Source organism: Halioglobus sp. Uisw_031, assembly GCF_047729875.1.
Taxonomy (GTDB): domain Bacteria; phylum Pseudomonadota; class Gammaproteobacteria; order Pseudomonadales; family Halieaceae; genus Marimicrobium.
Genome location: NZ_CP159826.1, coordinates 3,618,283 through 3,642,101 on the forward strand (window position 1 = coordinate 3,618,283; position 23,819 = coordinate 3,642,101).

At 53.5% G+C, this 23,819-nt stretch carries 29 protein-coding genes; 15 read left to right on the plus strand and 14 right to left on the minus strand.

Features of this window, described 5'->3' with window-relative positions; genetic code table 11:
* Positions 1–6 precede the first annotated feature (6 nt).
* Positions 7–1,146: a PilT/PilU family type 4a pilus ATPase gene (locus ABXT62_RS16330; protein ID WP_415356375.1), complete on the minus strand. Its 1,140-nt coding sequence runs from the start codon at positions 1,144–1,146 to the stop codon at positions 7–9.
* A 38-nt stretch (positions 1,147–1,184) separates the two neighbouring features.
* Entirely contained in the window at positions 1,185–2,219 is a 1,035-nt protein-coding gene (locus ABXT62_RS16335; protein ID WP_415356376.1) for a type IV pilus twitching motility protein PilT, read from the minus strand.
* A 125-nt stretch (positions 2,220–2,344) separates the two neighbouring features.
* Here ABXT62_RS16335 and ABXT62_RS16340 point away from each other — a divergent pair, with 125 nt between their 5' ends.
* Genes ABXT62_RS16340 through hemW form a run of 8 tightly spaced genes read left to right on the plus strand, consistent with a single transcriptional unit; the run spans position 2,345 to position 8,465 of the window.
* Positions 2,345–3,037, plus strand: coding sequence for a YggS family pyridoxal phosphate-dependent enzyme (locus tag ABXT62_RS16340; RefSeq protein WP_415356377.1), 693 nt, complete (start codon positions 2,345–2,347; stop codon positions 3,035–3,037).
* Between the two features lie 52 nt (positions 3,038–3,089).
* Positions 3,090–3,926 carry a pyrroline-5-carboxylate reductase gene (proC, locus tag ABXT62_RS16345; protein ID WP_415356378.1) on the plus strand — a complete coding sequence of 279 codons (837 nt, stop codon included), beginning with the start codon at positions 3,090–3,092 and terminating at the stop codon, positions 3,924–3,926.
* Positions 3,927–3,942: 16 nt separating this feature from the next.
* Positions 3,943–4,530, plus strand: coding sequence for a YggT family protein (locus ABXT62_RS16350; protein WP_415356379.1), 588 nt, complete (start codon positions 3,943–3,945; stop codon positions 4,528–4,530).
* Between the two features lie 10 nt (positions 4,531–4,540).
* Entirely contained in the window at positions 4,541–5,689 is a 1,149-nt protein-coding gene (metX, locus tag ABXT62_RS16355; RefSeq protein ID WP_415358235.1) for a homoserine O-succinyltransferase MetX, read from the plus strand.
* Positions 5,689–6,279: a methionine biosynthesis protein MetW gene (gene metW / locus ABXT62_RS16360; protein ID WP_415356380.1), complete on the plus strand. Its 591-nt coding sequence runs from the start codon at positions 5,689–5,691 to the stop codon at positions 6,277–6,279. Before metX ends, metW begins: the two co-directional genes overlap by 1 nt.
* 1 nt (position 6,280) lies before the next feature.
* Complete coding sequence (locus tag ABXT62_RS16365) at positions 6,281–6,721, plus strand: DUF4426 domain-containing protein (protein ID WP_415356381.1); 441 nt, start codon at positions 6,281–6,283, stop codon at positions 6,719–6,721.
* Complete coding sequence (gene rdgB / locus ABXT62_RS16370) at positions 6,721–7,326, plus strand: RdgB/HAM1 family non-canonical purine NTP pyrophosphatase (protein ID WP_415356382.1); 606 nt, start codon at positions 6,721–6,723, stop codon at positions 7,324–7,326. The genes ABXT62_RS16365 and rdgB overlap by 1 nt, the downstream gene beginning before the upstream one ends.
* A 32-nt stretch (positions 7,327–7,358) precedes the next feature.
* Positions 7,359–8,465: a radical SAM family heme chaperone HemW gene (gene hemW / locus ABXT62_RS16375; RefSeq protein WP_415356383.1), complete on the plus strand. Its 1,107-nt coding sequence runs from the start codon at positions 7,359–7,361 to the stop codon at positions 8,463–8,465.
* On the opposite strand, the gene trmB is transcribed toward hemW, so the two are convergent.
* The 6 genes from trmB to ftsY form a co-directional block, all read right to left on the minus strand.
* A complete protein-coding gene (trmB, locus tag ABXT62_RS16380; protein WP_415356384.1) occupies positions 8,440–9,168 on the minus strand; it encodes a tRNA (guanosine(46)-N7)-methyltransferase TrmB in 729 nt (242 codons plus the stop codon). The genes hemW and trmB overlap by 26 nt on opposite strands.
* A gap of 25 nt (positions 9,169–9,193) precedes the next feature.
* Positions 9,194–9,571, minus strand: coding sequence for a DUF423 domain-containing protein (locus ABXT62_RS16385; RefSeq protein WP_415356385.1), 378 nt, complete (start codon positions 9,569–9,571; stop codon positions 9,194–9,196).
* A 50-nt stretch (positions 9,572–9,621) separates the two neighbouring features.
* Positions 9,622–10,476, minus strand: a complete 855-nt coding sequence (gene rpoH, locus ABXT62_RS16390; protein WP_415356386.1) for an RNA polymerase sigma factor RpoH — start codon at positions 10,474–10,476, stop codon at positions 9,622–9,624.
* 155 nt (positions 10,477–10,631) lie between these two features.
* Entirely contained in the window at positions 10,632–11,615 is a 984-nt protein-coding gene (gene ftsX / locus ABXT62_RS16395) for a permease-like cell division protein FtsX (RefSeq protein ID WP_415356387.1), read from the minus strand.
* Positions 11,612–12,277: a cell division ATP-binding protein FtsE gene (gene ftsE / locus ABXT62_RS16400; RefSeq protein ID WP_415356388.1), complete on the minus strand. Its 666-nt coding sequence runs from the start codon at positions 12,275–12,277 to the stop codon at positions 11,612–11,614. The genes ftsX and ftsE overlap by 4 nt, the downstream gene beginning before the upstream one ends.
* Positions 12,274–13,353 carry a signal recognition particle-docking protein FtsY gene (gene ftsY / locus ABXT62_RS16405; RefSeq protein ID WP_415356389.1) on the minus strand — a complete coding sequence of 360 codons (1,080 nt, stop codon included), beginning with the start codon at positions 13,351–13,353 and terminating at the stop codon, positions 12,274–12,276. The genes ftsE and ftsY overlap by 4 nt, the downstream gene beginning before the upstream one ends.
* An 80-nt stretch (positions 13,354–13,433) precedes the next feature.
* Here ftsY and rsmD point away from each other — a divergent pair, with 80 nt between their 5' ends.
* Positions 13,434–14,003, plus strand: coding sequence for a 16S rRNA (guanine(966)-N(2))-methyltransferase RsmD (rsmD, locus tag ABXT62_RS16410; protein WP_415356390.1), 570 nt, complete (start codon positions 13,434–13,436; stop codon positions 14,001–14,003).
* A gap of 104 nt (positions 14,004–14,107) precedes the next feature.
* Positions 14,108–14,596 carry a pantetheine-phosphate adenylyltransferase gene (gene coaD, locus ABXT62_RS16415; RefSeq protein WP_415356391.1) on the plus strand — a complete coding sequence of 163 codons (489 nt, stop codon included), beginning with the start codon at positions 14,108–14,110 and terminating at the stop codon, positions 14,594–14,596.
* A 26-nt stretch (positions 14,597–14,622) separates the two neighbouring features.
* Here coaD and mutM read toward each other — a convergent pair whose 3' ends face one another.
* The 4 genes from mutM to radC all read right to left on the minus strand — a co-directional run bounded on the left by mutM (position 14,623) and on the right by radC (position 16,790).
* A complete protein-coding gene (gene mutM / locus ABXT62_RS16420) occupies positions 14,623–15,435 on the minus strand; it encodes a bifunctional DNA-formamidopyrimidine glycosylase/DNA-(apurinic or apyrimidinic site) lyase (RefSeq protein WP_415356392.1) in 813 nt (270 codons plus the stop codon).
* Positions 15,436–15,534: 99 nt separating this feature from the next.
* A complete protein-coding gene (gene rpmG, locus ABXT62_RS16425) occupies positions 15,535–15,690 on the minus strand; it encodes a 50S ribosomal protein L33 (protein WP_415356393.1) in 156 nt (51 codons plus the stop codon).
* Positions 15,691–15,702: 12 nt separating this feature from the next.
* Positions 15,703–15,939: a 50S ribosomal protein L28 gene (gene rpmB / locus ABXT62_RS16430; RefSeq protein WP_415356394.1), complete on the minus strand. Its 237-nt coding sequence runs from the start codon at positions 15,937–15,939 to the stop codon at positions 15,703–15,705.
* Positions 15,940–16,115: 176 nt separating this feature from the next.
* Entirely contained in the window at positions 16,116–16,790 is a 675-nt protein-coding gene (radC, locus tag ABXT62_RS16435; protein WP_415356395.1) for a RadC family protein, read from the minus strand.
* 96 nt (positions 16,791–16,886) lie between these two features.
* Here radC and coaBC point away from each other — a divergent pair, with 96 nt between their 5' ends.
* From coaBC to slmA, 4 genes are all read left to right on the plus strand, one after another.
* Positions 16,887–18,089 carry a bifunctional phosphopantothenoylcysteine decarboxylase/phosphopantothenate--cysteine ligase CoaBC gene (coaBC, locus tag ABXT62_RS16440; RefSeq protein WP_415356396.1) on the plus strand — a complete coding sequence of 401 codons (1,203 nt, stop codon included), beginning with the start codon at positions 16,887–16,889 and terminating at the stop codon, positions 18,087–18,089.
* A 6-nt stretch (positions 18,090–18,095) separates the two neighbouring features.
* Positions 18,096–19,535 (plus strand): phosphomannomutase/phosphoglucomutase, encoded by a 1,440-nt coding sequence (locus ABXT62_RS16445; RefSeq protein WP_415356397.1) that lies wholly within the window; start codon positions 18,096–18,098, stop codon positions 19,533–19,535.
* A 43-nt stretch (positions 19,536–19,578) separates the two neighbouring features.
* Positions 19,579–20,481 carry an acetylglutamate kinase gene (gene argB, locus ABXT62_RS16450; RefSeq protein ID WP_415356398.1) on the plus strand — a complete coding sequence of 301 codons (903 nt, stop codon included), beginning with the start codon at positions 19,579–19,581 and terminating at the stop codon, positions 20,479–20,481.
* Between the two features lie 104 nt (positions 20,482–20,585).
* Entirely contained in the window at positions 20,586–21,221 is a 636-nt protein-coding gene (gene slmA, locus ABXT62_RS16455) for a nucleoid occlusion factor SlmA (protein ID WP_415356399.1), read from the plus strand.
* Positions 21,222–21,299: 78 nt separating this feature from the next.
* Here slmA and pyrE read toward each other — a convergent pair whose 3' ends face one another.
* Positions 21,300–21,944: an orotate phosphoribosyltransferase gene (pyrE, locus tag ABXT62_RS16460; RefSeq protein ID WP_415356401.1), complete on the minus strand. Its 645-nt coding sequence runs from the start codon at positions 21,942–21,944 to the stop codon at positions 21,300–21,302.
* A 264-nt stretch (positions 21,945–22,208) separates the two neighbouring features.
* Here pyrE and ABXT62_RS16465 point away from each other — a divergent pair, with 264 nt between their 5' ends.
* Complete coding sequence (locus ABXT62_RS16465; protein WP_415356402.1) at positions 22,209–22,973, plus strand: exodeoxyribonuclease III; 765 nt, start codon at positions 22,209–22,211, stop codon at positions 22,971–22,973.
* Positions 22,974–22,991: 18 nt separating this feature from the next.
* Here ABXT62_RS16465 and rph read toward each other — a convergent pair whose 3' ends face one another.
* Positions 22,992–23,714 carry a ribonuclease PH gene (gene rph, locus ABXT62_RS16470; RefSeq protein WP_415356403.1) on the minus strand — a complete coding sequence of 241 codons (723 nt, stop codon included), beginning with the start codon at positions 23,712–23,714 and terminating at the stop codon, positions 22,992–22,994.
* Positions 23,715–23,819: the final 105 nt, after the last annotated feature.

Here is a 23,819-nt window from a genome sequence, read left to right on the forward strand (position 1 = left end):
CGTTGGTTAGCGTCCGTGGAAACGGCCTTCCTCCTCTTGGTCATCGACGGCAAGCCCCAACCCATCGCCTGATCCAAACTCGCCTCTCTCGTGCATTTTGATTTTCAGGCGCACATCGTTGGCAGAATCGGCGAAGCGTAAAGCTTCCTCCTTATCTATTAGTCCATCCTTGTAAGCTTTCACCAGCGCCTGGTCGAGTGTCTGCATGCCGAGCTCAGTTGACTTGGCCATCAGCTCCTTAATCAAGTGCACCTCACCTTTGCGAATATATTCCGCGATCAAAGGCGAGTTGAGCAACACCTCAACGACCGGAGTGCGCCCCTTGCCGTCCTTGTGCGGCAGTAACTGCTGAGCCACCATTGCCTTCAGGTTCAAGGACAAGTCCATCCACACCTGATTGTGCATTTCAGGCGGGAAGAAACTCTGGATTCTATCCAGCGCCTGGTTGGCATTGTTTGCATGCAGGGTGCATAGGCAGAGGTGGCCGGTCTCGGCAAAGGTCAAAGCCTGCCGCATGGTTTCAGCCGTCCGCACCTCACCAATCAATATGACGTCAGGTGCTTGTCGCAGGGTGTTTTTCAGGGCCACGTCAAAAGACTCCGTGTCCATACCGACTTCCCGCTGGGTAATGATGCAGCCAGCGTGCTCATGAATATATTCAATGGGGTCTTCAATGCTAATAATGTGTCCGCGACTATTGTGGTTGCGATAACCGACTACCGCCGCGAGGGAAGTGGATTTACCTGTGCCGGTAGCTCCCACAAAAATAACCAGACCACGCTTGGTCATGGCCAGCTCCTTGATAATGGGCGGCAGGCCCAATTCATCAACAGTCGGTATTTCGGACTGAATGCGCCGGACTACCAAGCCATATTTCCCACGTTGCATAAAAGCGCTGGCTCGAAAACGACCCAGACTTTCGGAGCTCATCGCGTAATTACATTCATGGTGCTTCTGAAAATCTTCCTGCTGATCTTTTCGCAGAGTCGACAATACAAGCTCGCGCGTCTCCTGCTCAGTAAGTGGCGCGTCGAAAATAGGATGGATTTCACCATCAACCTTGATGCTGGGCGGAGCGCCCGCGGTAATGAATCCGTCAGATGCACCCTCCTTCACCATTCGTCCCAGCAAGTCTTCGATGTTCATATTAACGCTCCCCTGTGAGTTACAAGCAGATTAGAGGCCTAAAAGTTCTCCGGCATCCTGGCTTTTTCGCGCGCCACTTCGCGGGTGATGAGGCGCTTCCCTACCATTTGCTCTAAACACTGGTCCATCGTTTGCATGCCTAATGCGCTGCCCGTCTGGATAGCGGAATACATCTGCGCCACCTTGTCTTCACGAATCAAATTCCGTATTGCGGAGGTGCCACGCATAATTTCATGGGCCGCTATCCGTCCACCGGTGGCTTTTTTTAGTAGCGTTTGTGATACCACCGCTTGCAGTGATTCCGACAACATGGAGCGCACCATAGACTTTTCCGCAGCAGGAAAAACATCAATCACTCTGTCAATCGTCTTAGCTGCTGAGGTCGTATGCAGCGTGCCAAACACTAGGTGCCCGGTTTCCGCTGCCGTCAACGCTAGGCGTATGGTTTCCAGATCACGCATCTCTCCCACCAGCACAATATCGGGGTCTTCCCGCAGCGCTGACCGCAATGCTTCAGCAAAGCCCAGGGTATGGCGGTGCACTTCGCGTTGATTTACAAGGCACTTCTTACTTTCATGTACAAATTCAATGGGGTCTTCGATAGTGAGAATATGTTCGTATTTATTGTCGTTGATAAAATCCACCATGGCCGCCATAGTAGTGGACTTGCCCGAACCGGTGGGCCCGGTCACCAGCACCAGCCCGCGAGGCATCATCGAAATATCCCGAAAAACCTGCCCCATTCCGAGATCTTCCATGGACAAAACCTTGGAGGGGATAGTGCGAAACACACCTGCGGCGCCTCTATTTTGGTTGAACGCATTGACTCTAAAGCGCGCGATGCCAGGCACTTCAAAGGAAAAGTCTGTCTCGAGAAACTCTTCATAGTCCTTACGCTGCTTGTCGTTCATGATATCGTAAATGAGTTCGTGAACCTGTTTGTGGTCCATCGGTGGCAGGTTGACACGGCGAATATCGCCGTCAACACGGATCATTGGCGGCAGGCCCGCTGAAAGGTGTAGATCAGACGCGCCCTGCTTGGCACTAAAGGCCAGTAATTCTGTTATATCCATTTGTACCCTCAACTGTCGACATTGTTCGCCGACTCTTTGCTCGACGGTGCCTCTTGGATGCGAGCCACTGCCACGTTATTTTATTCTCGTGTCCCGCAGACCTCTAATCCGCTAACATGCACGTCATGGACGAACAATTACTTTTTGACAATATAGCAAATCTGCTCCAAAGAGTAAGGCGCAGCGCAGGGAAAAGCCAGTATCACAATAGTGACATTCTTGTGATTGCTGCCAGCAAAGGCCATCTCGCAGAGGATATTCGGACTACCCATGCCTGTGGCCTCAGACATTTTGGCGAAAGCTACTTACAGGAAGCCCTGCAAAAAATGGCCGCGCTGGAGGACCTTGATCTGGCGTGGCACTTTATAGGCCCAATTCAATCCAACAAAACCGGCCCCATAGCCCAACATTTCGACTGGGCGCACAGTGTCGATCGAATAAAAATCGCTCGGCGCCTCAACGAACAGCGACCACAGCACCTGTTACCCTTACAGGTCTGCTTACAGGTGAATATATCGGGGGAAGCCAGTAAATCTGGAACAACGATTGAAGAGTTGCCGGAGTTAGCCCGCGCCGTCCTCGAATTGCCAAACCTCCGACTACGCGGCCTGATGGCGATACCTGCAGCCAATACTGATACAGACCAGCAACGCGAGGCCTTCGGTCGGATGCGAGAGGCTCTGGCACGCCTAAGGACGCTGGCTCCGGATATCGACACACTATCTATGGGTATGTCTGCGGACGTGGAGAACGCTATCATTGAGGGCGCCACTGCAATTCGTGTCGGCACCGCTATTTTTGGCCCTCGTAACAGGTGATTTTGATATTGAGCGGCGTGTATACTGTCGGATTGTTCTCTTGGGTAACCACATGAAAGGCGCAGCCTTGGATACACCACACATTGCATTTGTTGGCGCGGGCAATATGGCCAGCAGTATTATCGGCGGCCTGATCGCAAGCGGCCATTCGGCAACCTGCATCACGGCAGCGGATCCCTTTCCTGCGAGCCTGGAACGTCTCCGCAAAAGCGCCCCCGTTGCCGTTTACAACGATAACGCTGAAGCAGCGCGCTCTGCCGATATTGTCATACTGGCCGTAAAACCGCAGATCATGGCAGAGGCAACTGACAGTATCGCGGCCGTAGTCAGATCCAACAATGCGGTGGTTATTTCCATCGCTGCTGGCGTGACGATTGCCAGCATGCAAGCAAGACTTGGACCAGAAGCTGCTATCGTGCGCTGCATGCCCAATACGCCTGCGCTGCTGCAGCACGGAGCCAGCGGATTGTTTGGCAATGATAATTGTTCCGCACAGCAACGCGACTTCGCTCAGCGGGTACTGTCTGCTGTGGGGATTACATGCTGGGTAGATTCTGAACAAGAACTCGACGCAATCACCGCACTGTCTGGAAGCGGCCCGGCCTATTTCTTTTTGTTTATCGAGGCCATGATTGATGCCGGCCAAGCGTTGGGGCTGAACGCGGATATCGCCACCAAGCTAGCGCTGCAAACCAGTTTGGGCGCGTCACAGATGGCTCTGCAAAGCGATGTGGACCTGGCGGAATTGCGACGCAGGGTCACCAGCCCTGGCGGCACTACCGAATGTGCCGTTCAAAGTTTTGAACAAAGCGGCCTGCGCAAAATCGTGGCAACAGCCATGCACGCAGCCGCCGACCGGGCCGCGGAAATGGCACGAGAAATGGGCTAACCGGAGAAGATTATCTGTGACCGCCATGAATGAAATTATCGTTTACCTAATACAGACACTGCTCAGTCTGTTTCTGCTCGCAATGCTGTTGCGTTTTTTGTTGCAACTTGTGCGCGCCGACTTCTACAACCCCATTTCCCAGTTTGTAGCCAAAATGACCAACCCCCTTGTATTGCCATTGCGCAAGATAATACCCAGTTATGCTAGCCTCGACCTCGCATCACTGCTCCTTGCGCTGCTGTTGCAATTGGCGGGGGTTGTCTCCATTTTGCTGCTTAACGGTATTGCCCTGCCCGGCACCCTGCAGTTACTTATTTGGTCTGCACTAGGCATTATCGGCCTGCTGGTGAATATTTATTTCTTCGCCCTGCTGGCAATGATTATTCTCAGCTGGGTAGCCTCGGGCAGCAAACATCCGGCCATCTATTTGTTGTATCAGATCACTGAGCCGGTGATGGCGCCTTTGCGAAAAATATTACCCTCTATGGGCGGCTTGGATTTTTCCCCCATTTTGGTTTTCATTGCGATTAACATAATACAGATCGCCCTGCGCCATATCGCAAATAGCGTAGGATTGTACCCCGGACTGGTATTTGGTCTGTGACGCGCTGATGATGAACGAATTAATCAATAGCGACTCCGTAGGTATCGTTGCACCACAGGTCGCTTACTTCGATGAACCGCTGCAGCTGACCTGTGGACGTGACTTACCTAGCTACGAGCTGGTTTATGAAACCTATGGCGAGCTCAACCAGCAACGCTCCAACGGCGTACTGATCTGTCATGCTCTCAGCGGGAACCACCATGCTGCCGGATACCATAGTACGGACTCCAAGAAAGCCGGCTGGTGGAACGAGTGTATTGGCCCAGGGAAGCCGATCGACACTAACCACTTTTTTGTCGTCAGCCTCAACAATTTAGGTGGTTGCCATGGCTCCACCGGGCCCAATACCGTCAACCCGTCAACAGGAAAGCCATGGGGACCTGATTTCCCCCCCATGCGGACAACGGACTGGGTGCAGAGCCAAGCCAAACTGGCAGATTATCTCGGCATCGATTGCTGGGCAGCTGTCGTGGGTGGCAGTCTTGGCGGCATGCAGGCTATGCGCTGGTCTCTAGAATTTCCTGAGCGCATTCGGCACTGTATCGTCATCGCCGCAGCACTGAAACTCAGCGCCCAAAACCTGGCTTTCAACGAGGTGGCCCGTCAAGCCATCGAGTCTGATCCGGATTTTTTCGGTGGCGCCTATCAGGATCACGACAAAGTACCCGCCCGCGGTCTGGCGCTGGCACGTATGATCGGCCACATCACCTATCTATCAGACGATGCCATGGCGAACAAATTTGGACGTGATTTGCGGTCTGGAAGTTTGGACCGCGGAGACACTGCCGGCGTCGAGTTTCAAGTGCAAACTTACCTGCGTTATCAGGGCAGTCAATTCTCCGGCAACTTCGATGCCAATACCTATATCCTGATGACCCATGCCCTGGATTACTTCGACCTGACCTTGCAATACGACAACGACCCGGTCGCAGCCTTCCGTAATGCACAATGCAGCTTTTTTGTGGTTTCATTTTCCACTGACTGGCGCTTCTCTCCCGTGCGCTCGCGGGAAATAGTCAATGCCCTGATTGCTGCAGACCGGCCTGTTAGTTATGCAGAGATTGAGGCTAATGAGGGTCACGATGCATTTTTGATGCCCATTCCACGCTACCTTGATGTATTTCGCGCCTACATGCAGCGCGTCGCGGAAACCGACTAATGCGCCTCGACTTGTCGCATATTCAGCGCTGGATCGCACCGGGCTCTCGGGTATTGGACCTCGGCTGTGGAGACGGCGTGTTTTTAGAATTCCTGCGCGACCAAAGACAGGTCCGCGGTACCGGTCTGGAAATTGACCAGGACTATATCACCGCAGCGATTTCCCGTGGGCTCAACGTCGTGGAACAGAACATGGACGAGGGCTTGTCGAACTTTCCCGACCACAGTTTTGATACCGTGGTGCTGGCGCTTGCTCTGCAGGCGGTGAATTATCCGGATCGCGTGCTGGAAGAGATGCTGCGCATTGGCCGCGAGGGTATTGTGACTTTCCCCAATTTCGGCCACTGGCGCTGTCGCTTGATGCTCGGTATTCGCGGACATATGCCGGTGTCAGGTTTCATGCCGCATACCTGGTACAACACACCCAACATCCACTTCTGCACCGTGAACGACTTCGAAGATCTGTGCCGGGACAAGGGTATCCGTATTCTGGCCAGAAATACGGTGGGCAATACCCGCCGCCCGCCCATACTGTCCAGGAAATGGCCCAACTTATTCGCTACCACAGCCATCTACCGTATTACACGCTGACATGCGCTTATCCGTCCTCATGCTTACGACACTCTTCTGGCTGGCACTGCTTCCCGGTCAGACTCTGGCGCAACAGATGGAAAAATTCGGGCGCTTTGAGCTCTATTATAGTGTGGTCAACACCACCTTTCTGGACCCGAAAATCGCCTCGACTTACGGTATCGCCCGCGGGGAAAAACGCGCGATTATTAACTTAGCGGTGCGCGAGAACCTGGCGGATGGCAGCACTTCTCGTGCGATGAAATTACAGGGTCGCACCTGGGACCTCATACAGAGTCAGACACTCGAGTTCACGGAAGTGCGCGAAGGGGATGCAATTTATTACATCGCTAAGTTTCAGTTTATCAATGAAGAGTGGCGCTTTTTTGAGATAGATTTTCGACCTACAGGGGGAGATCAGACCTACACCTTTAAGTTTAAACACCAGCTTTACATCAATTGATGCGCAATCCAGATGATAACCAGATTGTAGTGCTAGCCAGCGGCAATGCCGGCAAACTGCGCGAACTGGATAAGGTTCTGGCTCCCCTCGATGTATCTCTCCAGCCGCAGGCACAGTTCAATGTGCCCGACGCAGAAGAAACAGGCTTAAGCTTTGTTGAGAATGCGATCATCAAGGCGCGGGCGGCCGCGCAACACACTGGGTTGCCCGCGATCGCAGACGATTCCGGCATTGAGGTTGACCACCTAAACGGTGCTCCAGGCATTTACTCTGCGCGATATTCAGGGGCAGGTGATGAGGCCAACAATGTCCTCCTATTACAAGAGCTCAGGGAAATACCCGAGGAACAGCGCAGCGCTCGATTTCAATGTGTCCTGGTTTACATGCGGCATGCTCTGGACCCCGTGCCCCTGATTTGCCAGGGGAGTTGGGAAGGCTTTATTTTATCGGAGCCTAGAGGGGAAAATGGGTTCGGTTACGACCCGCTATTCTACCTCCCCGATTACCAATGCAGTTCTGCACAACTGGCACCTGGCATAAAAAACCGCATCAGCCACCGCGCGAAGGCTAGCAGGCTTTTATTCGACGCCCTGCGCCAGCACTGATGCAGCTCCCTCCACTGGGACTGTATATTCACTTGCCCTGGTGCGAACGCAAGTGCCCTTATTGCGACTTCAACTCCCACGAAACAGAAGACGTCCCCGAGGATCACTACATCCGCACGTTGTTGCAGGATTTGCGCGAGGACTCGCCGATGATTCAGGGGCGGGCAATAGAAACCCTGTTTATCGGCGGCGGTACGCCCAGTCTTTTTTCCGCTGAAGCGATTCAAAAACTGATGCGAGGTATTGCGCAGCTGATCCCGCTTGCTCCAACACTAGAAGCCACCATGGAGGCCAACCCTGGAAGCGCAGATGCAGACAAATTTTACGCTTTCAAAGACGCAGGCATTAATCGTTTGTCAATTGGCATCCAGAGCTTCGACAATGCTCAGTTGCAGACGCTAGGGCGCATACACACCAGCGATCAAGCCTATGCCGCGATTGATTTCGCGCGTCAGGCTGGCTTCGACAGTTTCAATCTGGACCTGATGCACGGTTTGCCAGCTCAAACCTTGCTCAGCGCCAAAACGGATCTGTTTGCGGCCATCGCCTGCAAGCCTTCGCATCTTTCATGGTATCAACTGACCATCGAGCCGAATACGGTGTTTCACAAACGTCCGCCGCTACTACCGGTTGAAGATGAACTGGCGGACATCCAACAATGCGGCGAGCAACTTCTTGCCGACAACGGTTACTCGCAATACGAAGTGTCCGCCTACAGTCAAGAGGGCTTTAACTGCCGCCATAATAGTAATTACTGGTCCTTTGGGGATTATCTGGGTATCGGTGCGGGTGCTCACGGCAAAATCAGTTTTCCCGATGGCCGCATCAAACGCTATAACAAACGACGTCAGCCGCAAGAGTATATGTCTGTTACCTCACAAGCGTTTGTCGCTAGCACACGAACACTGCATCGCGATGAAATCGCCGGCGAATTTATGATGAATGCGCTGCGCCTGAATGACGGTTTTACCTTGCCGCAGTTTGCGTCGCGAACAGGACTGGACTACGCACAGTTAGAACCGCAGCTAGAATTACTCTGTCAGCGCGAATTGCTTGTGCGCGACAGAAATGCTGTCAGAGCTACGGACACAGGCCGGCGCTTTTTAGATAGCATTATTGCGGAGTTTTTCCCTGACTGACCAACGGCTCTGAACGTGTAACACGAGAGAAGACTAGGTCCCACACACCATGTCCAAGCCGCTCACCCCGCGCCTCAAACTTGGTAAGAGGACGATATTCGGGGCGGGGAGCGAACTGATCCTTACCGCAGGTATTGGACAGTCCGTCGGCACTGCCGAGAACAGCCATCATCTGCCTAGCATAATCTTCCCAGTCAGTCGCTAAATGCAGAATGCCGCCCGGCTTAAGCTTGCTTGTCAGTCGCGCGACGAAAGGCGACTGAATAAGTCGGCGTTTGTTGTGACGTCTCTTGTGCCAGGGGTCGGGGAAAAAAATCTGTATGGCATCCAGCGACCCAACAGGAATGCAGTCGCATAAAATTTCCACAGCGTCATGACAATACACCCGAATATTATCGACGCCGCGTTCTTCCATACTGTGTAGCAACTTGCCAACACCAGGCGAATGCACTTCAATGCCTATAAAATTTGTGTCCGGGCTAGCCTCCGCCATGACCACCAGCGACTGGCCCATCCCAAAGCCGATCTCCAGCGTCCGTGGACCGGAGCGACCAAATACTGCATCAAATGCTATTTCACGACCATCATACTCAAGGCCCCAGCGCTGCCAGTTCTCTTCAAGGGAACGTTTTTGAACCTGTGTCATGCGACCGGTGCGCAGCACGTAACTGCGGATGCGCTGTCTCTTGTCGAGATCCGTCATGAGAATCCTCGCCATTACTCCAGAATCAGACCAGCAGCTTCCAGCCCGTTGCGGCCAGACAGGCCCAGCCAGCAATCAATGCCAAGCCACCCAATGGGGTAATAGCCCCCAGCCAGCGCACCCCGGTGAGACTCAAAAGGTAGAGGCTACCAGAGAACACTAGAATTCCGATGACGAATAACCACCCGCTACTTTTGAGCAACACAGTCTGAGGCTGGTTTAAGGCTATCACTCCAACCACCAAAAGAGCGAAGGTATGATAGAAATGGTATTGCACGGCGGTTTCAAATACCTTGAGGGCCTGGTCATCCAATTTGCCCTTGAGGGCATGCGCTCCAAACGCACCGAAGACAACGGCTAGCATGCCGCTAAGAGAAGCTAGGGTAATAAATAATTTTGCCATTTAAGCAGTATAACTCAGAGGCAGTGAAACCGCCTCTGTTGTTAGGCTGTCTAAGCGGGGATGGCCACACGCAGCTTTTTCATCGCACTCTGTTCAAGTTGTCTGATGCGCTCCGCTGAAACACCGTACTGTGCTGCCAGCTCATGCAGGGTGGCCTTCTTTTCGGCCAACCAGCGCTGCGACAGTATGTCACGGCTGCGTTCATCCAGGTCAGCCAAGGCATGGTGAAGCTCTGCTTCACTATTGTCCTGCCACTCACTGGATTCCAGTAACTGAGCAGGGTCTCCGCTGTGATCCTCGAGATAATACTGAGGGGCCTGCCAACTGTCATCATCATCCGCATCAACCGGCTGGTCGTAGCCGAGGTCACGACTACTCAAGCGACCCTCCATGCGTTGTACTTCATGCACCCCCACACCCAGATCATCTGCGATGGCCTGTGCCTCATCTGCGCTCAACCAAGACAGGGTTTTTTTCGCACTGCGCAGATTAAAAAACAATTTGCGTTGTGCCTTGGTGGTGGCAACCTTAACGATGCGCCAGTTGCGCAGAATAAATTCGTGCATTTCGGCCTTGATCCAGTGCACCGCGAAAGACACTAAGCGGACGCCCTTCTCAGGATTGTAGCGTTTGACCGCTTTCATCAAACCCGCATTACCTTCCTGGATCAAGTCGGCCTCGGCGAGACCATAACCTGAATAGCTGCGCGCAATGTGCACCACAAAGCGTAAATGCGACATCACCAGCTCGCGTGCAGCCTGGACGTTTTCGTTGTAATACAGATCTTCGCCCAGCTCGCGCTCGCGCTCTATACTCAGCACCGGAATGCGGCTGACAGCCTGCACATACGCGGACAAACTGCCTCCAGGAACCATCTGATCAACCGGTTGCAGGCTCTTTTTCATTGTTACGACCCCCTATCTATTCCTTGGTCAATTTTAGCACTCAATCAGTTAGAGTGCTAATATTAGAATAGTTCCACAACATCAAACAAATAAAATTTATATTGTATTAAATTCAAGGAGTTGCAGGATACATTGTTACTTAGCGCGCGGCCGTTCTAGCGTGGCTGAATACGGGCCAAATGGCGCGAGACTGCAAGCCAGGCACCTGCAAGGCCGAGTAAGCCGCCTAGAATCACGAGATTCAAGCTGCCCATCACCCCCAGCCCACTCAGTTGAAATGCGCTCTCGTAGAGTATTGCAAGGTCACTTATTGGCTTTTCGAGGAACCACAGTGCCGCTGATACCAGTAGAGCGGCCAACACACCTCCGCCGACGCCATACCAGAGTCCGGTATACAAAAATGGCCTCCGCACAAAACCGTTACTTCCGCCTACCAACTTAACGATAACAATCTCATCCCGACGGCTCTCAATCGCAAGACGTATGGTATTGCCCAGGATTAGCATTACCCCAACAACCAGCATACATCCTATCGCCAGAACCAGACGGCGGCTGAGCGCCATTAGGCTGTTCAGCCGTTGCAGCCACTCCATGTCCAACACCGCCTCCGCCACATCTGAATTGCCCTGCAACTCCACGCGCAGTGCCGACACTGCCGGTCCATCGAGGGCGGCATCAGGCGTAACCAGAATCAGATCCGGTAACGGGTTTTCCTGCAGACTGGCCAATACATCTGCAAAACCGGATAACGTACGGAACTCATCCAAAGCCTCCTCGCGTGAAATAACGCGCGTCTTGCTAACGTCCTGTCGCGCGCCCATCTCCGCTTCGAGTTCTCGTAGTCTGTCGGGGGAGACTTCCCCCTGCAAAAAAAGGGAAATTTGTGCCGGGCTATCCCAGCCAGCGCTTACCTGGCTTACATTATCCAATGCAACATTCAACCCAACCGGCAGAGCGAGTGCGATACCGATCACCAGCCACGTCAACACACTGGAGCCCGGACTGTCGAGCACTCGCATTAGACTGTCCGCAGCCGATAGACGGTGGTGCTGTATCCAAGCTTTGGCATGCCCGCGCAGGTCCGTGCGACTTAAGCTAGCGCCCTCTTTGCGCCGAACCGTTTCTTGTCGGCCTATCACTGCGCCCTACCACTGACCAGACAGCCCTGACTTAACGTGATAATACGGTGCCGCAAACGTGAAATCAGGACCAAGTCATGGCTGGCGATCAATACGGTGACGCCTACCTGATTGAACGCCTCAAACAGGTTCATAATTTCAGCCGACAGCGTCGGGTCGAGGTTGCCGGTAGGCTCATCCGCCAATAAGATTTTTGGCTTGCCCACCACCGCCCTAGCAATACCCACGCGCTGCTGTTCTCCACCCGACAGCGCGATAGGCATGGCTCGCTCTCGATTGAGCAACCCCACTTTATCCAGAGCGGCGCGCACTCGTCGTCCGACCTCTCGGGTGTCATAGCCGGCTATAATCAGCGGCAGCGCCACATTATCGAATACCGTTCGGTCAAACAGCAGTTGGTGATTCTGGAACACGACGCCTATGTTGCGGCGATGTTGTGCAATATTACGGGGGCGGACCCCAGCCAAGTTCTGACCATTGACGACGACCTGTCCACGGCTGGGTCTATCCATCAGCATGATCAGGCGCAGCAGTGTGCTTTTGCCGGCCCCCGAGTGGCCCGTTAGGAAAACGAGTTCGTCCTGGGCGATCTCGATGCTGATTTCCCGCAAAGCATCGTGCCCTTCATCATAACGCTTGCTAACTCGGTCAAAGCTAATCATGCAGAGGCGTCACCCCCATCGAACAAGGCCTCAATAAACGGCACCGCCTCGAAAGGGCGTAGGTCATCGACGGCCTCCCCAACCCCGATAAATCGGATCGGGAGCCCCAGTTTTTTTGCGATCGCAAAGATAACACCGCCTTTGGCAGTTCCATCCAGTTTGGTCAAAGTCAGGCCTGACACCCCTACCCAGCGCTGAAAATGTTCCGCTTGAGACAATGCATTCTGCCCCGTACCCGCGTCCAGAACCAACATGATTTCATGCGGCGCAGAAGCGTCGATTTTGCTCATGACCCGAACCACTTTTTCCAGTTCCTCCATGAGATTATCCTTGTTGTGCAGGCGACCCGCCGTATCGGCAATCAGGATATCTACCTTCCGTGCGCGAGCCGCTTGCAATGCGTCAAAAATCACAGACGCACTGTCTGCTCCCGTATGTTGAGCTATAACCGGTACGTCGTTACGCGCTCCCCATACCTCAAGTTGCTCAACTGCCGCCGCCCGAAACGTATCACCCGCTGCCAGCATGACCGAATGCCCCTCGCCCATATAGTGCTTCGCCAACTTGCCGATAGTGGTCGTCTTGCCAACACCATTGACACCTACCATCAGAATGACAAATGGCTGGTGCCCATGCACCTCCAGTGGAACTTCACAGGGCCGAAGCAGCGCCAGCAGCTCCTCCTGCAAGGCACCTTGCAGTGCGTCCGGCCGCATCAGCTCATTGCGTGAGACACGCTGCATAAGCCGATCAATAATTTCTACCGTGGCATCAACGCCGACATCTGCCAGCAGCAGGCGGGTCTCCAGCTCCTCAAAAAGCTCAGCATCAATTTCTTTGCGGCCCAGAAACAAGGTGCCCAGTCCATGCAACAGAGTATCGCTAGTGCGGCCCAATCCAAGGCGTAGTCGGGATAAAAGACTGCCTTTTGCCGATGACGCTGGCTCTGGCTCGCACACCGCAACCTCAGCTGCACTCTTCTGTGCTTGAATCAATTCATCGTCGACAACTGCGGAGCTTTTATCAGCTAACGCTTGTTCAAGGTCTACCGGGTTTTTGCGTTTAAAAAATTTCATATAGGCCGTGCTAGAGTGTGTTGGTGCAAATGAAAGTCTAGAAAGACACCTATCTTACCACCCTTGGATTCGGCGGAGAAATGACAAGATCAGGAAAGCTTCATCAGGTACGAATCATTGGAGGGCAGTGGCGTGGTCGTAAACTTTCCTTTACGCCCGCAGACGGGTTGCGCCCAACGGGCGACAGGATAAGAGAAACGCTGTTCAACTGGTTGGCGCCCACTATTGAGGGCGCTCGATGTGTTGACCTGTTTACAGGAAGCGGAGCGCTCGGACTGGAGGCGCTTTCTAGAGGTGCGATCCACTGTGACTTTGTCGACAGCTCAAACGCAACATTGAGCCAGGTGAGCGATCACCTGAAAACACTTGTGGCCGTTAATCGGAGTCGGTGCCACCCCGTCTCAGCGCAGCAGTTTCTAAAGATGGCGACTCAGGCGTATGACATCGTATTTATTGATCCACCCTTCATGCAGCAGTTAGTGGGGCCTATCTGCGAGGCATTGACTAAGAAGCAGTTGTTGAGCGGCGATGCGCTGGTCTATGTTGAGACGGGGGCGATGGAGCCGCCAGCCAAAGTTCCGTTAGGCTGGAAAATACACCGACAGAAGGTTGCAGGTGGCGTAGCGTACCGCCTGTTCAGCGTTGATTGATCAAACAAATCGGGCCCACCGGCGACCTTTCCTAACGGATGCGTTGTCGCTCCCCGACAAATTGTTTACCATCCGCAGTCCCGCCTCCACAATCGGCCACCAACATGAGAACCAATACCGTCATTTACCCGGGAACCTTCGACCCAATCACCAATGGCCATGTGGACCTGACCGAGCGCGCTGCACGCCTGTTTGATAGAGTCGTGGTAGGCATTGCCCACAGCGAAAAAAAGACGCCCCTGTTTACTCTAGAGGAGCGAGTCTCTATGAGTCAGTCAGCACTCACACACCTGGATAACGTTGAAGTTGTTGGGTTTAGTAACCTACTTACAGATTTCGCCATTAGCCAGAACGCCCGATGCGTCCTGCGTGGCCTAAGGGCTGTGTCAGATTTCGAGTACGAGTTTCAACTGGCCAATATGAACAGAGCCATATACCCCGAATTTGAGAGTATCTTTCTGACTCCCTCAGAGCACTTGTCGTATATTTCCTCTTCCCTGGTAAGAGAAATTGCAGCCCTGAACGGCGACATCAGTCCGTTTGTTCCGCCCGGGGTTGCAGCGGCGCTGAAACAACGGTTTGCCAGTGCGTAGGAACCAGGACGGCCGCTAGCGACAGCTCAGCGCTGACAGGTCGCACAGTAGACGCTACTGCGCTGCCCCAGACGTACTTCCCTTAACGTAGCCTCGCAACGCTTGCAAGATTGACCCGCTCGCCCATAAACCAAAAGTCGTTGGGCGAAGTATCCGGGCCTGCCATCACCCCCCACAAAATCCCTTAGGGTAGTTCCACCCTGTTCTATAGCAGAAGTAAGTACTTGCTTAATATTTTCTGCGAGTCGCTGGTAGCGGGCTGCCGAAACCCTTCCAGCAGCGCGATCTGGACGAATTCCGGATATAAACAGGGCCTCGTTAGCATAAATATTACCCACACCAACCACCACCTTTCCGTCCATGATGAAATTCTTTATGGGGCTCTTGCGGCCCCGGGAGCGCTGATACAAAACCTGTCCGTCAAACTCCGAGGAAAGGGGCTCCGGCCCAAGGTGAGCCAGTAAAGGGTGGATCTCGCCAGCAGCCAACCAAAGAAAGCAGCCGAAGCGCCGCGGGTCGTGGTAGCGCAGGCAGGCCCCATCGTCGAGCAGAACATCGATATGATCATGCCGGCCGGGGGGAGCATCGAAGTCGACCAACCGCAGAGACCCGGACATGCCTAAATGAACCAATAGCGACCCTGCCTGTGTTCGAAAGAGCAGGTATTTGGCGCGACGTTCTACCGCTTCGATGGCCTGCCCAGCCAACAAAGCCGCCAATTGGTCCGGCACCGGCCAGCGCAACCGGGGCTCCCGCACAAGCACCCGAGTGACCACCCGACCAACACAGTGCGGCTCGACTCCCCGACGGGTGGTTTCAACTTCTGGCAGTTCAGGCATGGTGGGTTGATATCTTTTCTATGCTAATGCGTAGCGGGCCCTGAAACAAAAAACCCCAGCGATAGCCAGGGTTTCAGTCGTCGATCCTAAAAAGGTAGCTTACTTAATTTTACCTTCCTTATACATAACGTGCTTGCGCACTACCGGATCATATTTTTTCATTTCGAGTTTGTCGGGCGTAGTACGCTTATTCTTGTCTGTGGTATAGAAGTGTCCGGTACCAGCAGATGAATTCATTCTGACTTTATCTCTCATCGCAATTCTCCTTTAAACTTTTTCGCCGCGAGCGCGGAGATCTTCCAGCACTTTCTCGATCCCCAACTTGTCAATGATACGCATACCTTTGGTTGATACCCGCAAGCTCACAAAGCGCTTCTGTGACGGCAACCAGAAGCGATGCTGGTGCAGATTGGGCAAAAAACGGCGGCGAGTGCGATTCTTTGCATGTGATACGTTGTTCCCCGATACCGGACGCTTCCCAGTAACCTGACAGACTCTAGCCATGATTTTTCTCTCCCAAAATAGACGCGGGATTTCCAGTAAAAATGAGTGTGATTTAACGACTCAAACGAGACACAGGCCGCGCAGAGCGCGACTTTATACCAGAACACCCCAACCATAGCAAGCGCTTCAGAGCCGGCGAGAGGGCATAATGCACAAAGAATTGTAGGCACTTCGCCTCACAGCAGTCCCTGTTCTGCAAAGGAATACTCTCGGCCACAACCGACGATGATGTGATCCAGCACTCGGATATCCAATAACGACAGCGCAGAACACAGCCGCTCGGTAATCCTGCGGTCGGCGCTGCTGGGCTCAGCAACGCCGGAAGGATGGTTATGCGCAAAAATGACTGCGGCCGCACCATACTGTAGAGCCCTTATCGCCACTTCACGCGGGTAAACCGCCGCGCCATCCAGCGTGCCAAAAAACAAATCCTCACAGCGCAGCACCCTGTGCTGGCTATCCAGAAACAGGCAGGTGAACACTTCTGCACTGTGACTCCCCAAGTGGTATTGGAGGAAGCGTCGTGTTTCGCTGGAACTGGTGAGCACATCCGCGGCAGACGCCTTCTGTAGAGCCTGACGACGCGCCAATTCCATTGCAGCACATAAACGGGCATATTTCGCCGGACCAACGCCAGAACAAGCGAGCAACCTACTCTGATCCGACCGGATCAGCCCACTGATGCCATCAAATTCTTTAAGGAGATTGCGTGCCATATCCAGCGCGCTGCAATCGCGATAGCCCGTATTAAGCAGCAAAGCGAGTAGCTCGCCATCTGACAGTGCGGAAGCACCTCGCTCCAACAGTTTATCCCTCGGTCCTTCGCCGAATGCCCAACCGGCCATGCTCATAGCGCTCCTCCCTGAGCCCCCTGCTGCCGCAGTGTCAAATGTGGCGTCACAATGGTATCTTTCCCAACAGGTTATTTTCCCAGTTTGAGCGAATAAATGGCACATCTTTTCAATCGCAATGTCCTGCTCGGCGTCAGTGGCGGGATCGCAGCCTACAAGTCAGCGGAGTTGGTCAGACAACTACAGGAACTCGGCGCCAATGTGCGCGTGATCATGACGCGCGGTGCGCAGGAGTTTATTACCCCCCTTACACTTCAAGCGCTTTCAAGCAATCCGGTGCATACCGAGTTACTCGATGAGTATGCTGAAATGGGAATGGGGCACATTGAGCTGGCGCGCTGGGCCGACCTGCTGCTAATCGCTCCGGCGACCGCTGACCTGATCGCTCGACTCAGCACCGGTCGGGCCGATGACCTGCTCTCGACCGTGGCCCTGGCAACGGCAGCGCCACTCATGTTGGCTCCGGCGATGAATCAGCAGATGTGGAAGGACCCTGCCACGACAGCCAACATAGGCACACTGTCGGTCAGAGGTGCGCGGATAATTGGCCCTGCGGCGGGCCAACAGGCCTGTGGCGATGTGGGCCTCGGGCGCATGGAAGAACCCTCTACTATTGCCGGCGCTGCGGCCAGTCTGTTTGAGAACAGCCAGCTGGCGGGCAAGCGCATCATGATAACAGCCGGCCCCACCCGGGAGGCTCTGGACCCGGTACGTTACATTTCCAATAACAGTTCGGGGAAAATGGGTTACGCGCTCGCAGCAGCTGCTGTAGACGCAGGTGCGATTACAACATTGGTGAGTGGCCCAGTGGCCTTGGCGCCACCCGACCGTATTCGATTTCTGAGCGTACAAAGCGCCGAGCAAATGCTACAACAGTGCATTGAGCTGCTGCCAGAGTGTGACATTTTTATCGGCTGCGCCGCGGTGGCTGATTATCGCCCCGCTAAAGTGGAAAATCAGAAAATCAAAAAAGCACAGAATGAAATGACTTTGCAACTCGTGCGCAACCCTGACATTGTCTCGGCAGTGGCTGCAAACAAATATCGGCCATACACCGTTGGCTTCGCTGCTGAGACCAATAATGTTGTCGCCTACGCCAGGGACAAAATGCAACGAAAAGGCCTTGATATGATGGTAGCCAATGATGTGTCCAATCAAACCATAGGTTTTAACAGCGATAACAATGCCGTTACTGTTCTGTGGCGCGATGGAGAGAAGATCCTCGAGCTCGCGAGCAAGGCCTCCATAGCACAACACATTGTTCATTTAATTGCCCATCAAACTCGAAAAAACAACTAAAGAAGCGTGTCACACAACCCCACACTCAAACCTTCTCTTGCGGGCAATACACAAGTTGCAGCGCACAAGGAGGGCGCTTTCCCCGAGCATATATTTCGCGCCTATGACATTCGCGGTCACGCAGAGAAAGAGCTCACCGATGCAGTAATAGCCAGTATCGCAGGCGCGATTGGCACAATCGCTGGACAAATGGGTGAACACGCACTGATCGTAGGATGTGATGGCAGAGAGTCCAGCCCCCGTATTAAGGCCGGTCTCATCCGTGCAATCATAGCGACCGGTAGGGATGTTATCGACATTGGCATGACGCCCACGCCACTGCTCTATTTTGCTACGCGGCATCTAAATTGCCGATCCGGCATCATGATAACGGGCAGCCACAACCCGGCAGAACAGAATGGACTGAAAATTGTACTAGACCGGCAGACCCTGGCGGCCGGCCGTATTGCTGAGATTCGCGATCAGGCGGCAGCCGGTAACTTTAGTGCGGGAAATGGACGAATCACTCAAGAGAATATTGTTCCTGCCTATTTAGACAGGGTCCGCCATGATATTGCCATCGCTACGCCCCTTAAAATTGTCATCGATGCGAGCAATGGCGCCACCAGCGAGATCGCGCCGCAACTGTTTCAAGAGCTCGGCTGCGATGTTATACCGCTGAACTGCAAGGTGGACGGTCGCTTTCCTGGCCACCCCCCCGACACCAGTAACGAAGAAAATCTCGCAATGTTGGTGCAGGAAGTCGTCGATGTTGAGGCCGACTTTGGTGTAGCTTTCGATGGCGATGGCGACCGCTTAGCGGTCGTCACACCCTCCGGAAAAATTATACGCTCGGACGTATTATTGATGCTCTATGCTCAGGATTTTTTGTCACGCAATCCTGGTGCGGATGTTGTCTTTGACGTCAAGTGCAGTCGCCAGCTCTCCACATTGATTGCCGACCTTGGCGGCCGGCCCGTGGTATGGAAGACCGGGCACGCTTTTATGAAAGAAAAAATGCAGGAGACCGGTGCGCTGTTAGGCGGAGAATTCTCCGGACACATGTTCTTTGGTGAGCGCTGGTATGGATTTGACGATGGCATCTATGCCGCGGGTCGCCTCGCAGAAATCATAAGTACTCACGGGGATAATCTAGACGATGCCATTGCAAAATTCCCCGCTACGAGCAATACACCCGAAATCATCATTCCCGTGGCGGATGACTACAAATTTGAGTTGGCGAAGAGAATCATCAACAATACCGACTTTCCTTCTGGGAAAGTGACCACTCTGGACGGACTCAGGGTAGACTTTAGCAACGGCTGGGGCTTGGTGCGCGCCTCCAATACGGGACCGGCGCTGACGGCCCGCTTTGAGGCAGACACACTGGAAAACCTCAAGAAGATCCAGGACGAGTTCAGAACCCAAATCGCGCAAATAGACCCTGCGATTGAACTCAATTTCTAACCACCCGCCCCCTTTGGGGTCGGGCTTAATAGTAGGCCAGGATATGTCACTCGATCGCGCAGAAGCTCTCAATATCGCCCAGGTTCTGACCGAAGCCCTTCCCTATATCCAGCGATTCATCGGCAAAACGATTGTGGTCAAGTTTGGCGGCAACGCCATGGTAGACCCGCTGCTCCACGAAAGCTTTGCCCGCGACGTGGTGCTGATGAAACTGGTCGGTATGAACCCGGTTGTGGTGCACGGAGGCGGGCCGCAAATCGGCGCCCTGCTGGAAAAACTCAATATTCAAACAACGTTTGTTGATGGAATGCGCGTCACCGACTCCCAAACCATGGACATAGTGGAGATGGTGTTGGGTGGCAGCGTCAATAAGGAAATAGTCTCGTCTATCAACCGCAACGGCGGTAAGGCTATCGGTGTAACAGGCAAAGACGGCCAAATGATTAAGGCGCGCAAGCTCACGGTCAATCAGTACAGTTCTGAGCGCGATATATCGGAAAACGTCGATATCGGACAAGTGGGAGAGGTCGACCAGATTGATACTGAAGTGCTAAAGGTCATTCTAGGGAGCAACTTCATTCCTGTTATCGCTCCGATCGGAGTGGGCGACGACGGCAGTACTTACAATATTAACGCTGATCTTGTTGCCGGAAAACTGGCCGAGGTTATGCACGCAGAGAAATTGATGCTGCTGACCAATGTCGCCGGGTTGTTGGACAAAAAAGGTCACATTCTTACCGGCCTCACCACAGAACAGGTGGATGGCTTGATCGCAGATGGGACTATCAGTGGTGGTATGCTGCCAAAAATCCGCTGCGCCCTCGATGCAGTGAAGTTCGGAGTCACTAGCGCGCACATTGTGGATGGTCGAGTGCCTCACGCTGTACTGCTGGAAACCTTCACCGACGAGGGGATGGGCACACTCATCACCAATAAACGCGTCTAACTCGCATAAACTGATAAAAATTCTCCCCCATTATGGTCCCGCTTATTGCAGGCAAGACGGGTAATCGCTAGCATTGGGTGACACGCTATTCGATATGGAACGCTATGCCCCCTAGAAAATCCCAAAGGCGCCAGCAAATATTGGAAGCTCTCGCCCATATGCTGGAGGCCGGCCAAGGTAGCCGGATCACTACAGCTGGTCTTGCGAGGCAGGTCGGAGTCTCCGAGGCCGCTCTGTATCGGCACTTTCCCAGCAAGTCAAAAATGTTTGAAGGCCTCATCGAATTCATCGAAGACACGCTTTTTAGCCGCATCAATATCATTCTGAGTGAAGAGCAATTTGCCGCAGTGCGCTGCGAAAAAATGCTCATGCTGTTACTCGTATTTGCCGAACGCAATCCCGGGCTTACCCGCATCCTCACCGGTGATGCGCTGGCGGGGGAAACCGAACGCCTGCACGTCCGTGTGGCACAACTATTCGATCGCTTTGAAACACAGCTCAAACAAGTCATTCGGGAAGCAGAGTTGCGCGAGGGTCTGCGTCCTAGCATCCCCTTGCCCGCAGCCGCCAACCTCCTGATAGCGGCAGCAGAAGGACGCCTATCACAGTATGTGCGCAGCGGATTCCAGCGCCTTCCGACCACAGAGTGGGCCCGTCAATGGGAGTTATTGATGGACGGCTTTTTCCGCGAAGCCGTCACCACGCCACTTTCTGGCCAAACCACTCGTTTTATTCGCTAGGTATGCGGTGGAAGGACGTTACTCGCACGAGGAAATCGCCGCGCGTTCAACATAAACCCCTTGCCCACTTGCTACGGCTTAGACTCCATACTGTTGACGGTACTGCCGCATAGCGGCCAAAGCGCCCGGAGGCCCCTGATCTTCAGCCTCCAGATAATCAATAATGTGGCCCATGTTAATGATACTTAACACCGGCGCATCGTAAGCTCGCTCCACCTCCTGTATGGCCGACAACTGGTCCACCCCCCTCTCCTGCCGATCAAGACCGATGACAACGCCTGCTAGGGTGGCGCCGGCCTCATCAATCATCTTGATCACCTCTCGAACGGCCGTACCCGCTGTAATGACGTCGTCGATCACCAGTACACGCCCTTGCAAAGGCGTCCCCACCACCACACCACCCTCGCCGTGGGTTTTAGCCTCTTTGCGGTTGTAGGCATACGGTACATCCAGCCCGTAATGGTCAGCCAGGGCGATGGCAGTCGCCGCGGCCAGGGGAATGCCTTTATAGGCAGGCCCTAGTAATACGTCAAACTGCACGCCTGAATTCACAATGCAATGCGCGTAGCATCGGCCTAGAGCAGCGAGTGCAGCGCCCGTTGAAAATGCCCCAGCATTGAAAAAATAGGGACTTACGCGACCTGATTTAAGGGTAAATTCACCGAATTTTAACACCTCATGTCTGCGGGCAAGCTGAATAAACTCTGTTTGAACTGCATGCATATCGGCTGTAGATCCTTAAACGAAACATTGTATTCCACAGGTTACGCTATAGAATACCCAAATCTGGATTTGTCCACTTTTTAACACTAGGAAACGAGCAGTAAATTCTTCTCCCGACGCCAATATAATCCATGTCGGCAGCACTGCTAAACAGCAACCCAAACCATCTTACGCACGACCATTCCGACGGGAACTCGGCGAGATGTTTAAATTGTCGCGTGACTCAAGCTTGATAATACACGCTCTCATATCAAGGGATCAAAAATGAGGATCATTAGTATCAGTGCGGATGGTATTAAAAATGCCGCTGAGAAAGGCGTTTTTGACTGGCTCGGTGAGCAAGATGCAGATTTTATCTGTATTCAAGATCTACAATGTTCAGAACATGACTTGCAGGACAAAATCTTCTTCCCAGAGGAGTACAACGCCTACTTTTTTGACGATGCAGGCGGTAAAGCCAATGGCGTTGCTATTTATAGCCGACAAATGCCCAAGGCAATCATGACCGGCCTCGGTTTCGCCGACTTTGATATGGAAGGTCGTTATATACAGGCAGATTATGAAAACCTGAGCGTGGCCTGCCTTTTAGCCCCGCGGGTAGGCCCAGATAACGCCTCCCAACAAGCCCGGAAAAACGAATTTTTCGAGCTCCTCAGCGCCCACCTGCAAAAAGTCCGCAACAAGCGTCGGGAGTTCATCATTTGTGGTAACTGGAATATCGTCCATAGTGCAGCAGATGTGCAAGACAGCCAGCGCAATAGCACTGCATCAGGCTTTCTTGCCGAAGAGCGCCAGTGGATGGACGAGCTGCTAGAGTCTGGCTATGTTGACGCATTTCGGGAAGTTAGCTCAGATCAGGACGAGTTCACCTGGTGGCCAGATGGCGAACGTGGCACAAATGGCTGGCGCACCGACTTCCATTTGATCTCCCAGGGCCTGAAGTACGCTGTAGATTACGGTGCCATTTACAAGATCAAGCCGTTCTCTTCTCACGCACCCGTCATAATGGACTACGATATCGAGCTTTAGTCTGCGGCCGCGCCGCGCTTATCCAGAGGCTAACGCGGCTTTTTGTAAGGCAATTAATTGCTGTATCCCGTCAGACGCTAAGTCCAGCATGTCATTAAGCTCCTCGCGGGCAAACGGCGCCTGTTCAGCCGTACCCTGTACTTCAATAAATCCTCCGGTCTCCCCCATTACGACATTCATATCGGTATCCGCCGAAGAGTCCTCCGGATAATCCAGGTCCAGCACAGGAACACCCTCGTAAATTCCCACCGATACTGAGGCCACCATTTGCAACAAGGGATCATCCTTGATCAGTTTCTCGCGCTGTAAGTAATTAATGGCGTCGACCACGGCAACACAGGCTCCGGTAATTGCGGCAGTGCGGGTGCCACCGTCCGCCTGAATCACATCACAATCTACCGTTATCGTGTTCTCACCGAGCTTCGAAAAATCAATAGCCGCCCGCAATGAACGGCCTATCAGGCGCTGAATTTCTAATGTCCGCCCGCCCTGCTTGCCGCGACTGGCCTCCCGGCCCATGCGGCTGCCTGTAGAGCGCGGGAGCATGCCGTACTCGGCCGTCACCCAACCCCGACCTTGGCCACGCATAAAGCGCGGAACGCCCTTTTCCACTGACGCCGTGCAAATAACTTGTGTGTCACCAAAGCAAACCAGCACTGAGCCCTCGGCATGTCGAGTATAGTTGCGGGTAATGTTGATCTCTCTCAGTTGCGCAGCTGAGCGCCCACTAGGTCGTTGCATGGATTTACTCCGTCGTGTTTAGTAAGCGCGCCAGTATACGCGAGCCGGCAGGCTAAGGTAGTTAAATAGCGCCGCAGAGCGTCTGCACAACCCGGCCTGTTTGCA

Excerpts from the sequence above, each read along its gene's own strand:
- ABXT62_RS16330 (WP_415356375.1), bottom strand. The coding sequence starts at position 1,146 with ATGAACATCGAAGACTTGCTGGGACGAATGGTGAAGGAGGGTGCATCT.
- ABXT62_RS16335 (WP_415356376.1), bottom strand. The coding sequence starts at position 2,219 with ATGGATATAACAGAATTACTGGCCTTTAGTGCCAAGCAGGGCGCGTCT.
- ABXT62_RS16340 (WP_415356377.1), top strand. The coding sequence starts at position 2,345 with ATGGACGAACAATTACTTTTTGACAATATAGCAAATCTGCTCCAAAGA.
- proC (WP_415356378.1), top strand. The coding sequence starts at position 3,090 with ATGAAAGGCGCAGCCTTGGATACACCACACATTGCATTTGTTGGCGCG.
- metX (WP_415358235.1), top strand. The coding sequence starts at position 4,541 with ATGAACGAATTAATCAATAGCGACTCCGTAGGTATCGTTGCACCACAG.
- metW (WP_415356380.1), top strand. The coding sequence starts at position 5,689 with ATGCGCCTCGACTTGTCGCATATTCAGCGCTGGATCGCACCGGGCTCT.
- ABXT62_RS16365 (WP_415356381.1), top strand. The coding sequence starts at position 6,281 with ATGCGCTTATCCGTCCTCATGCTTACGACACTCTTCTGGCTGGCACTG.
- rdgB (WP_415356382.1), top strand. The coding sequence starts at position 6,721 with ATGCGCAATCCAGATGATAACCAGATTGTAGTGCTAGCCAGCGGCAAT.
- trmB (WP_415356384.1), bottom strand. The coding sequence starts at position 9,168 with ATGACGGATCTCGACAAGAGACAGCGCATCCGCAGTTACGTGCTGCGC.
- ABXT62_RS16385 (WP_415356385.1), bottom strand. The coding sequence starts at position 9,571 with ATGGCAAAATTATTTATTACCCTAGCTTCTCTTAGCGGCATGCTAGCC.
- rpoH (WP_415356386.1), bottom strand. The coding sequence starts at position 10,476 with ATGAAAAAGAGCCTGCAACCGGTTGATCAGATGGTTCCTGGAGGCAGT.
- ftsE (WP_415356388.1), bottom strand. The coding sequence starts at position 12,277 with ATGATTAGCTTTGACCGAGTTAGCAAGCGTTATGATGAAGGGCACGAT.
- ftsY (WP_415356389.1), bottom strand. The coding sequence starts at position 13,353 with ATGAAATTTTTTAAACGCAAAAACCCGGTAGACCTTGAACAAGCGTTA.
- rsmD (WP_415356390.1), top strand. The coding sequence starts at position 13,434 with ATGACAAGATCAGGAAAGCTTCATCAGGTACGAATCATTGGAGGGCAG.
- coaD (WP_415356391.1), top strand. The coding sequence starts at position 14,108 with ATGAGAACCAATACCGTCATTTACCCGGGAACCTTCGACCCAATCACC.
- mutM (WP_415356392.1), bottom strand. The coding sequence starts at position 15,435 with ATGCCTGAACTGCCAGAAGTTGAAACCACCCGTCGGGGAGTCGAGCCG.
- rpmG (WP_415356393.1), bottom strand. The coding sequence starts at position 15,690 with ATGAGAGATAAAGTCAGAATGAATTCATCTGCTGGTACCGGACACTTC.
- rpmB (WP_415356394.1), bottom strand. The coding sequence starts at position 15,939 with ATGGCTAGAGTCTGTCAGGTTACTGGGAAGCGTCCGGTATCGGGGAAC.
- radC (WP_415356395.1), bottom strand. The coding sequence starts at position 16,790 with ATGAGCATGGCCGGTTGGGCATTCGGCGAAGGACCGAGGGATAAACTG.
- coaBC (WP_415356396.1), top strand. The coding sequence starts at position 16,887 with ATGGCACATCTTTTCAATCGCAATGTCCTGCTCGGCGTCAGTGGCGGG.
- argB (WP_415356398.1), top strand. The coding sequence starts at position 19,579 with ATGTCACTCGATCGCGCAGAAGCTCTCAATATCGCCCAGGTTCTGACC.
- slmA (WP_415356399.1), top strand. The coding sequence starts at position 20,586 with ATGCCCCCTAGAAAATCCCAAAGGCGCCAGCAAATATTGGAAGCTCTC.
- pyrE (WP_415356401.1), bottom strand. The coding sequence starts at position 21,944 with ATGCATGCAGTTCAAACAGAGTTTATTCAGCTTGCCCGCAGACATGAG.
- ABXT62_RS16465 (WP_415356402.1), top strand. The coding sequence starts at position 22,209 with ATGAGGATCATTAGTATCAGTGCGGATGGTATTAAAAATGCCGCTGAG.
- rph (WP_415356403.1), bottom strand. The coding sequence starts at position 23,714 with ATGCAACGACCTAGTGGGCGCTCAGCTGCGCAACTGAGAGAGATCAAC.